Origin of the sequence: Microvirga tunisiensis, from assembly GCF_009296175.1 — a bacterium.
Classification (GTDB): domain Bacteria; phylum Pseudomonadota; class Alphaproteobacteria; order Rhizobiales; family Beijerinckiaceae; genus Microvirga; species Microvirga tunisiensis.
In genome coordinates, this window is sequence record NZ_VOSK01000278.1 from 1 (window position 1) to 8,230 (window position 8,230).

Here is an 8,230-nt window from a genome sequence, read left to right on the forward strand (position 1 = left end):
CGCGCGTCATCTACGAGAACCTGTATTGTGCCCGCGGCCAGGCAGAGAACTGGATCAAGTTCCACAAGGCGCAACTCGCCTCCGATCGGACCTCGTGCCGGCGCGCCGTGGCCAACCAGGTCCGGCTCGTACTGCACACGGCCGCCTACTGGCTGATGCTGTCCGTGCGGGAGGCCATTCCGGCGACACGCGATCTCGCCCGGGCGGAGTTCGCAACGCTGCGGTTGCGCCTGCTCAAGATCGCCGTGCGGGTGCAGGAAACCACCAGCCGCATCCGACTGGCCTTTGCCTCGTGCTGTCCGGAAGCGGATCTCGTCCGGCGTCTTGCGAGCGCTCTGGCACCCCAGCCCCGGGCGGCCTCGCCCTGAGCGCCGGGGCTGCCATCGCCCCGGTCATCCCATCCCGTCCCTGCCAACGCGTTCCCCACGTTCCAGACCTTGCCGCGGTGAAAGAAACGCAGCGGATCGGCACGCCCGCGCTACCAAATAGGCCCCGAAACAAACTCTGGTGAATAGGAACGGCTAAAGTCATACCATGGTGCGTATACCTCCCACGCCGGAACTCAACGGATACACAGCACTTCTGAGCGAGCTGAAGGAGCGGATCCGTGCCGCCCGCCTTCGGGCCGCTGTCGCGGTCAACCAGGAGCTGATCCTTCTCTACTGGAGCATCGGCAGCGACATCCTCGTCCGGCAGGCGACAGAAGGCTGGGGAGCTCGCGTGATCGACCGGCTCGGCGAAGATCTGCGGCGGGCATTCCCGGAGATGACCGGCCTTTCGGGGCGAAACCTCAAATACATGCGGGCGTTCGCCGAGGCCTATCCTGATCAGGAGATCGTGCAACAGGTTGTTGCACGATTGCCGTGGGGCCACAATGTTCGCTTGGTCGAGGCCGTGAAGGATCCGACAGAGCGTCTTTGGTATGCCCGCAAAGCCATCGAGCATGGCTGGAGCCGCAACATCCTGGTCCACCAGATCGAAAGCGGCCTGTATCATCGCCAGGGCAAAGCCATCACCAATTTCGAACGGACCCTGCCCGCTCCTCAATCAGAGCTCGCCAGAGAGTTGGTCAAGGATCCCTACAGCTTCGACTTCTTAGCACTCGGTCCAGACATGTCCGAGCGGCAACTCGAGCGCAGCCTTCTGGACCATCTCCGATCGCTCATCCTTGAACTCGGCAAAGGCTTTGCGTTCGTCGGCAGCCAATATCCGCTTCAGGTGGGTGGCCAGGTCTACTACCTCGATCTGCTGTTCTACCATCTGCGCCTGCGCTGTTTTGTTGTTCTCGAACTCAAGATCGAGGAGTTCAAGCCGGAGTTCGCCGGCAAGATGAACTTCTATCTCTCAGCCGTCGACGACCAGCTTCGTCACGAAACTGACGGACCGAGCATTGGGATCATCCTCTGCAAGGGAAAGAATGCGGTTGTGGTGGAGTATGCCTTGCGCGACTCCGCCAAACCAATGGGTGTCGCTGAGTATCGGCTCTCCCCCTCGCTTCCAAGTCAGCTCCAAGGCAACTTGCCGACTGCCGAGGAGTTGGCCCGCGAATTCCCCTTGATGTCGGCTGTGAAGCTCCGGATCGAGATCGAGCGCGAGTTGCGCATGCTGCTGCAAGCACGCGGCCAAAGCACTGGCATCATAGGAATCGGTCCTATGCTCCAGGAGGTGGAGCAGCATGGGATCGCCCTGGAAGGCGCGGGTGAGTTTGAGGTCGCACTGCAGGCGATGAACCAGGCCTCACACGGCATCGATGTTGATCCAGTCGCAGCCGAGCAAGCCATAGAGGTCGGCACGCGGCTCTTGGAGACACTGAAGCGCTTGAATGGCCCCTGACCACTCGGCGTCGGTGAAACTTAATCGTTGAAGTTCAACTTTGACAGATGGTCCCGGCTCAAAGTGCCCTGCGAGCCCTTGTTGTGCAAAAGTATTCTTGCCCACGGACATGCATTCCAACCGATGTACTGCTGTCTGTGGACGAACTCAGTCAGTTCAATCCCACAATGAAAACCGTCGATCTCCACCTCACAGTCAGGTGGATCTCTCCTTTCGCCTCTGTGGTACAGGTTCGTGAATTGAAGGCCAGATGCCTCCAAGACTGTCCTTGCATCATTCTGTTCGTCCAAATTGCGGTACTCGCGCGTGGTCGAACGAACCCCTTGAACGAGCCGGAGTTGTGCGATGAGCTTACGAAGTTCCTTCCTCTGATCGTCCATCACGTTCCCTCAGGAAATCCTATATATCTGACGATACCACCCAAGACTGCAACTCGCTGGAAAAATAGTCTGACTGCTCCATGTCACAGAAGCTGCTTGAGGCTCCTGCCGACAGGCTTTGTCGTTTGGCGAGACCCCTTTTGTGGATCGCCAGCATCCAGTCAGGGGATTTTAAACCCTCCCCTGCTCTATGCCCTTCCAGTTTGCTCACTGAGGCAATCCATTATTCCCTAACGAACCTATCGAGAAATCCATATGACCAACCAAGCCGTTATCTTCACGGACGGCGCATGCCTGGGAAACCCTGGCCCAGGTGGATACGCTGCAGTGATCACTATTGCAGGTGACGAGCAGATTATCGTTGGCCGAGACCGCTCAACGACGAACAACAAGATGGAGATGACAGCAGCCATCAAGGCCCTTGAAGCTGTCTCAAAGGATCTCCCTATCGTGATTCACAGCGACAGTCAGTACGTGATCAAGGGTGCGACCGAGTGGCTTCGCGGATGGAAGGCCAAAGGCTGGCGCAAGGCTGACGGCAAGCCGGTCATGAATCAGGATCTATGGATGCAGATGGATGCCTTGATGGTCGGTCGGCAGATCACCTGGAAGTGGGTGAAGGGTCATGCTGGCCACCCCGAAAACGAACGGGTGGATAGCCTCGCTAATTGGGAAGCCGTGAGAGCTGCGGCAGGAGGTGAAGCCGAAGCGGAGAGCGCTGAAGCGGCGATAGCCTCATAGTGGCCCCTGAAATGATGATCTCCATCCACAGGCTCATCTCCTAACCTGTGATGATAGCTGAACCGTTCAGATACGGTTCAAGGCTTCCACCCGATACTCCCTGTGAGGCTGGACGATGTCTGTCGGTGTCGCCAGCGTACACAGGGAGGCTCCCATGTTGAGCTGGTTCAAACGAGCAAGTCCCGCTGCCACCTTGATCGCCGCTGCAGCGTTGCTCGGTGGATGCGTGACCGGTACCGAGGTTTCCTACAGTGAGTATCAGTATGACCGCTATGGCGGGACCGAGCGGACCTATGAGCGTAACCTCTACGCAGATCCGTCCCGTGGCATTGAGAGCGAGAGGTGCCGAACCGCTGTAAGACGGCGCATCAACAGCTTCGGAGAAGAGGTTGTCAGGCGGGAGCACGTTTGTGACCCTACAGGCGAGATAGAAACCGCAGAACCTTGGATCGGCCGAGCGCCTCGCCGGAGCGTCTATTCTGGCCCAGCCGCACGTGTGCCCGAGGATGTTCCATACGTCGAGTGATTGAGGATGGGCCCTGGTCAGACCTCGTCAGGCCGCTTAAGATCGGTCCTAGGAACTGAATATGAACCTTGGCAGTTGCAAATCACACTTGCTGGGCACGTTCCGTATCAGCCCGGGTGGCGCGATCAGGCACCAAAGCGCCCCCTCCTCAGCGAGGGCGTTTCTCAATATGGATAACCTCTCGCATCCAGACGACGCGCTATGTGGCTCCACCCGACTGCCCGTCAGGATATCGCGACCCGAATTGAGAGCCCTATCAGATCACCGGCCTCATGGAACAGCGCACGGCGATCCAAGCCGCTTCGGGGCATCCTCCAACAAGCGGTCTGCCAACAGGCACGAACTGCTCAAAGCTACGATTGATTAACCATGCCAATCCAAGGGGTCGCCTGGGCTAAATTGTGCCACAAGCTCGACCCAATGCGGAGCTGATGTGAGCACACAACATTCTCAGAAATTCAGCTAACGATCCGCGAGTAAGCTCATGAGGTATGTGAAGAACCAAGTCAGGTTGCAGCTCGGTGCAACAGGCAAAGGCCTCCTGGCTGCTACGGCCGTCGGCTGGGGCCTATTCGTGTACTCCGTCCTGGCTACAGGATCTGAGGAGCACACTCTCCAGCGTGAGAATTCGCAACTCCGTCAGCAGATTGAGACTGTCACCGCAGAGCGTGATCGGCTGGCGAAAGCAAATGAGCAAAAAACCCTGGCCGGCCAAGATCTGAACACCATGCTGGTGCGGATCGAAGCAGCAACCGAAGAACTCCAGCAGTTGGACTCCCTGCGGGCAACCGTGAGTCAAGCGATGGAGCAAACCCGCCTTCAGTTAACCGGACCGTCAGATCAGCCTATAGCTATGACGGAAAGTCCCACGGTCAGCACGACGTCCGCTATTCGTCTTTCCAAGCAGGAGATCCGCACGGCGCAGGAAGCGCTTGTTGACTTCGGGTATGGAAAACTAAAAGCTGACGGGTTGTTAGGCTCCTCGACCCGCAAAGCCGTTGAAGCCTTTGAGCGAGCCAAAGGCCTTCCCGTCACGGGAAAACTTGGAATTGCGACTCTGCAGGCTTTGCGAACCCACACTGCCTCGGTAACTCAATAGTCCTTTTGCGGGTATTCTTACATCGCTTACAGCGGGTAGGTAGCCTGCTCCAGGAGGTTTGAGCCACCGCTCTCACTCCCGATAAGTCCCGGTTATCAGGAGTGAGCCCAAACCATCAGCTGGATGGCTGCCGCTTTAGTGGAACAGGTTGCGCCTCGGCAGCTGAGGGGCTGCGTCAACTTTCTTATCCGCCCGCTTTGCCTCGGGATCCGGCGAGAGATGCACGATAGACGCTAGGATCGCGGTGGGCCGGACCATGAGCTCCTGATCGGTTGCCTTCAGCAGCTCATCGTCCTTTGCCACATACTCAAGGACGCCCAGCAGGAAATGTTGCGTTGTCGCCGACGCCCGGATCGTCTCGGGCTGGAGGCCAGTGACGTTCAGAAACCGGATGATCCGATCGACGTCCGCGACGATGAAGTTCAGGACTTGAATGGCAACACTCTCGGCGTCGCTCCGGCCAGCGATGATCCTGCCCTGGAATGTCTCGGTCATTTCCGTCCTCCCTCGCTGCCAGTCCTGCTGCACTCTGATATACAATGCTGAAGATCCCGGCGCAGGTATCCTGGCCTTTCGGTTCTGTCACTTAAAGGACAATTGCTCCAGACCGGATGGTTCAAACTTTGAGAACCTTGAGGCCATGTGGTCGATTTGGGTCCAGCCACAGCGGCAATACCATCACGATTACCTGATTGCGGCGGTTGTAGACGAGCCTTACTCGAGGCGAGGCATTGCGATTGCGGCGGAAAAGCTTGGCGACCACCATGACCTTTGGGCGGCGCTGCCAATAAGGATCGGCGAAAGCCGCTCGATACTTGCACTCGATCCGTTCCACGAGATCGACCAGGGTTTCTGGTTCGTAGTCATCGAGATTGTACCGCTCGCCGAATCTACGCAGAGAAGTCCGATCAACCTGAGATAGCTTGAGCTGCCTGCAATCTCCAAAGCTAGTTTTCAGGAGCTGGGTTGGACTTTGGGCGTGTTGCTGAAACCTGTTCTGAAGCTGGCACTATGGTGTGTGGCTCCCCCTTAGCCGCCCCGGCATTTTTCGTGGGCTCGTCCGCCGTCGGCTCGGTTCGAGGATGCGGAACCTGGCTCTCTACAGCCCGTTTCCGGAGCCTGCGATCCTCCCATGCCTGCAGCATCTCTTGCTTCAGCCCTGGTCTAGGCTTCGGAAGGGTCCGCCAGATCGTCAACGTGAACGCCTTTCCGACGGCAAGCACGAGGGCCATGCCGTAAAGGAAAATGGTCGGCGAGAAACTCTCGTCCATTCAGCGTCATCCTCCCAGCGCCCGCTGGATCGTATCAAATGCGGTCACTGTTGAAGCTCTGATCCCGCTATAGCATAGATCGACGTGCGGCTTTCCCGCAGCTGTCGACGAGTTGCTCAAGATCCCGCGCTGAGACCGATCCAGGCTCCCCTGTCCCCCTGCTCTACCCGCCTTGGAGCAGATAGCCGCGTCGCCGCTTGCGCTGGAGCCAGGTCTCGAGGGCTTCCACGGCGCAGGACTGGTTTTCGTAGAGCTCGACCCTGCGCTGGCCTGGTCGGCCAATGCGGCCCCACTCACGGATCAAGGTCGCATCCCCAAACAGGCTGGGCGCGATCGACAGGATATAGTAGCGAGCCATGTTGCAGCTTGGATCACGCCTGTGCAGGACCAGATAGTGGATCGTGTCGTGAGCCATGCGCCAGTGTCGCGCGGGCCTCTGGACGCGGTCCAATCAAAATCCTGAATCCTTTGCGCACCAACGATTCACATCCGTGATGCGCCCTGCTGTTGCCGCTCTCCGAACCCAGGCACGCTGGCCCGTCGTCCTCCCGACGCACATGGTTCTCTCCTTACGCCATTCTTCGCCTCCTCATGGCGAGGAGTTCGACGGCAAGGTCGATCTTGCCGGATTTCACCATGCGGGTCAGCGCGCGGAAGTAGCCGCCCGGGTTCTTGATCCGGCTCTCGCCGCCGTTCTTGGCGGCATCGTCCTCGTAGAGCTGCAGCACGTAGATCACCGCAATGGCTGCCCTGACGGTCCCGATGTCCTCCACCGCCTCGGCCCAGGCGCTCTCATGCGCCCCAAGGGAGGCGCGCAGGTAACGGCCGGCGGAGACGATATCCGCCAGATCCCGCACGGGCTGGCCGAAGTCGCTGAGGGTGGGGCAGGCCTCAAGGATCAATTCCGGTGATAGGTGCTCTGACGTTTGTTCGGTTGAACGAACCGCCTCAGCTTTCGTCGGAAAGCCCTTGTTACAAGTTTCACTAGGAGATCCGTTGTTGTTATTAATGTGACGGACTCCGAGTCCGGCATTGCCCGCTTCATAGAAGACTTCCTCAACACGAGTTCTCAACAGCTGCCAGGCGTCCAGCAGATCGGCCGGCAGCGTCACCTTGGATCGGGCTGGCGTGCGGGCCTGCAAGGTCTTCAGCTCACCTTCGAACTGAGCGCGATCAACCTCGGGGAAATGCTCCGCCAGGGCGCTCAGAGCCTCTTCGGTGGCCCTCCGGCAGATGGTGACCTCATCAAAGGCGCGCTTCTTCACCTCCCGCAGCTGCTTCTGCTCCATGAGCATCACGGCCCAGTCCCCTCTTCTGACGTAGATCGGGGTCAAATCAAGACCAAAGGCATCGACCACCTGCCCAGACAAGTCCTTGACGGCATAGCGTTTGCCGTTGGGCGAGTCCTTGGGGGCGATGAGTTGCAGATCAATTAGCTGGCGCAGGATGCGTCGGATCGCACGCTCGGTCAGGCCGGTGCGGCTCATGAGGTAGTCGTTCGACGGCCATACGAGCAGCCGCTCCCACTCCTGCTCGCCCCAGCAAGCCACGAGCTCGGACAGCACCGCCCGCTGGGCTGGCCTGAGGTCGAGGGCCTTGCTGGCGTCCCGGGCAGCCGCCGAGAGTTCTCTTCGTGTGACTGTGCGCTCGGCTTCGAGCGCAAGCTTCCTTGCGGCCAGAGCGGCATGTCTCAGCCGCCGGCCTCCTGACGATGCAAGCTGCATCGTACCCTCCATGTTGAGGGCAAAACGGGAGCGTTCACCGAAACCGATGCTCTTGACAGTCAGTTTGTCGGGATGGCATAAGAACGGTGTTAGACATTCAAATGCCCACCCCTCGGTGGACTCCAAAGGCCCTCGAAGTTCCCGCTTCGTGGGCCTTTTGCTTTGCCTGGTTTACGTCACGGTCTTTAGCTCCTTACGAACAAAGACTGCTTCGAGAGCATGAGTGATTGCGACTTGGCGCGAGGGGAAGAGGCCGCTATCGACGGCTTCGTCAATCGCAGTGCCGATTTCCCGAGGAAGCCAAACATTGGTTTCCCGGTCTCCCCTCTCCCGACGTGTCTGACGGAGACGTTGAGTTCGATTGCGACTCGCAGCATCAGCCATGGTGCCTACCCATATTGCTCGTAGCGATACGAGGAATGACCGATTCTGAGACGGCTGTGGAGTCGGAGCGCAAGAATCCATTCACAATAACTGGATTCTCCGTTGGAAAACTCCTTTTCTTAGAATCAATTAGCGCAAAAAGCCGTAATAGGGGCAAAACCGTTGGCGATCACGCTAAGGAGCAGCGGTCGCTGACCAGATCTGCCAGGCGCGGGACGGCTGGCGCATCAGCAATTCCCAGTCTATCGCCAAGATAGCTCCAGAATGACACT

At 58.6% G+C, this 8,230-nt stretch carries 8 protein-coding genes; 4 read left to right on the forward strand and 4 right to left on the reverse strand.

The window, feature by feature from the left end; all coding sequences use genetic code 11:
* From FS320_RS33475 to FS320_RS33490, 4 genes are all read left to right on the forward strand, one after another.
* Window positions 1–368, forward strand: a 368-nt coding sequence (locus FS320_RS33475) for a transposase (protein ID WP_192926373.1), incomplete at its 5' end; no start/stop codon positions are given.
* Window positions 369–534: 166 nt separating this feature from the next.
* The gene (locus FS320_RS33480; protein ID WP_152716723.1) at window positions 535–1,833 is read left to right on the forward strand and encodes a PDDEXK nuclease domain-containing protein; all 1,299 of its coding nucleotides are present in this window, start codon (window positions 535–537) and stop codon (window positions 1,831–1,833) included.
* Window positions 1,834–2,468: 635 nt separating this feature from the next.
* A complete protein-coding gene (gene rnhA / locus FS320_RS33485; RefSeq protein WP_152716724.1) occupies window positions 2,469–2,954 on the forward strand; it encodes a ribonuclease HI in 486 nt (161 codons plus the stop codon).
* A 1,010-nt stretch (window positions 2,955–3,964) separates the two neighbouring features.
* Window positions 3,965–4,579 (forward strand): peptidoglycan-binding domain-containing protein, encoded by a 615-nt coding sequence (locus FS320_RS33490; RefSeq protein ID WP_152716725.1) that lies wholly within the window; start codon window positions 3,965–3,967, stop codon window positions 4,577–4,579.
* 135 nt (window positions 4,580–4,714) lie between these two features.
* On the opposite strand, the gene FS320_RS33495 is transcribed toward FS320_RS33490, so the two are convergent.
* The 4 genes from FS320_RS33495 to repC all read right to left on the reverse strand — a co-directional run bounded on the left by FS320_RS33495 (window position 4,715) and on the right by repC (window position 7,574).
* Window positions 4,715–5,074 carry a DUF3572 family protein gene (locus FS320_RS33495; protein WP_152716726.1) on the reverse strand — a complete coding sequence of 120 codons (360 nt, stop codon included), beginning with the start codon at window positions 5,072–5,074 and terminating at the stop codon, window positions 4,715–4,717.
* A gap of 121 nt (window positions 5,075–5,195) precedes the next feature.
* Window positions 5,196–5,414, reverse strand: coding sequence for a hypothetical protein (locus FS320_RS33500; protein ID WP_152716727.1), 219 nt, complete (start codon window positions 5,412–5,414; stop codon window positions 5,196–5,198).
* A 599-nt stretch (window positions 5,415–6,013) separates the two neighbouring features.
* Window positions 6,014–6,265, reverse strand: coding sequence for a WGR domain-containing protein (locus tag FS320_RS33510; protein WP_152716729.1), 252 nt, complete (start codon window positions 6,263–6,265; stop codon window positions 6,014–6,016).
* A 154-nt stretch (window positions 6,266–6,419) separates the two neighbouring features.
* A complete protein-coding gene (repC, locus tag FS320_RS33515) occupies window positions 6,420–7,574 on the reverse strand; it encodes a plasmid replication protein RepC (RefSeq protein WP_152716730.1) in 1,155 nt (384 codons plus the stop codon).
* Window positions 7,575–8,230: the final 656 nt, after the last annotated feature.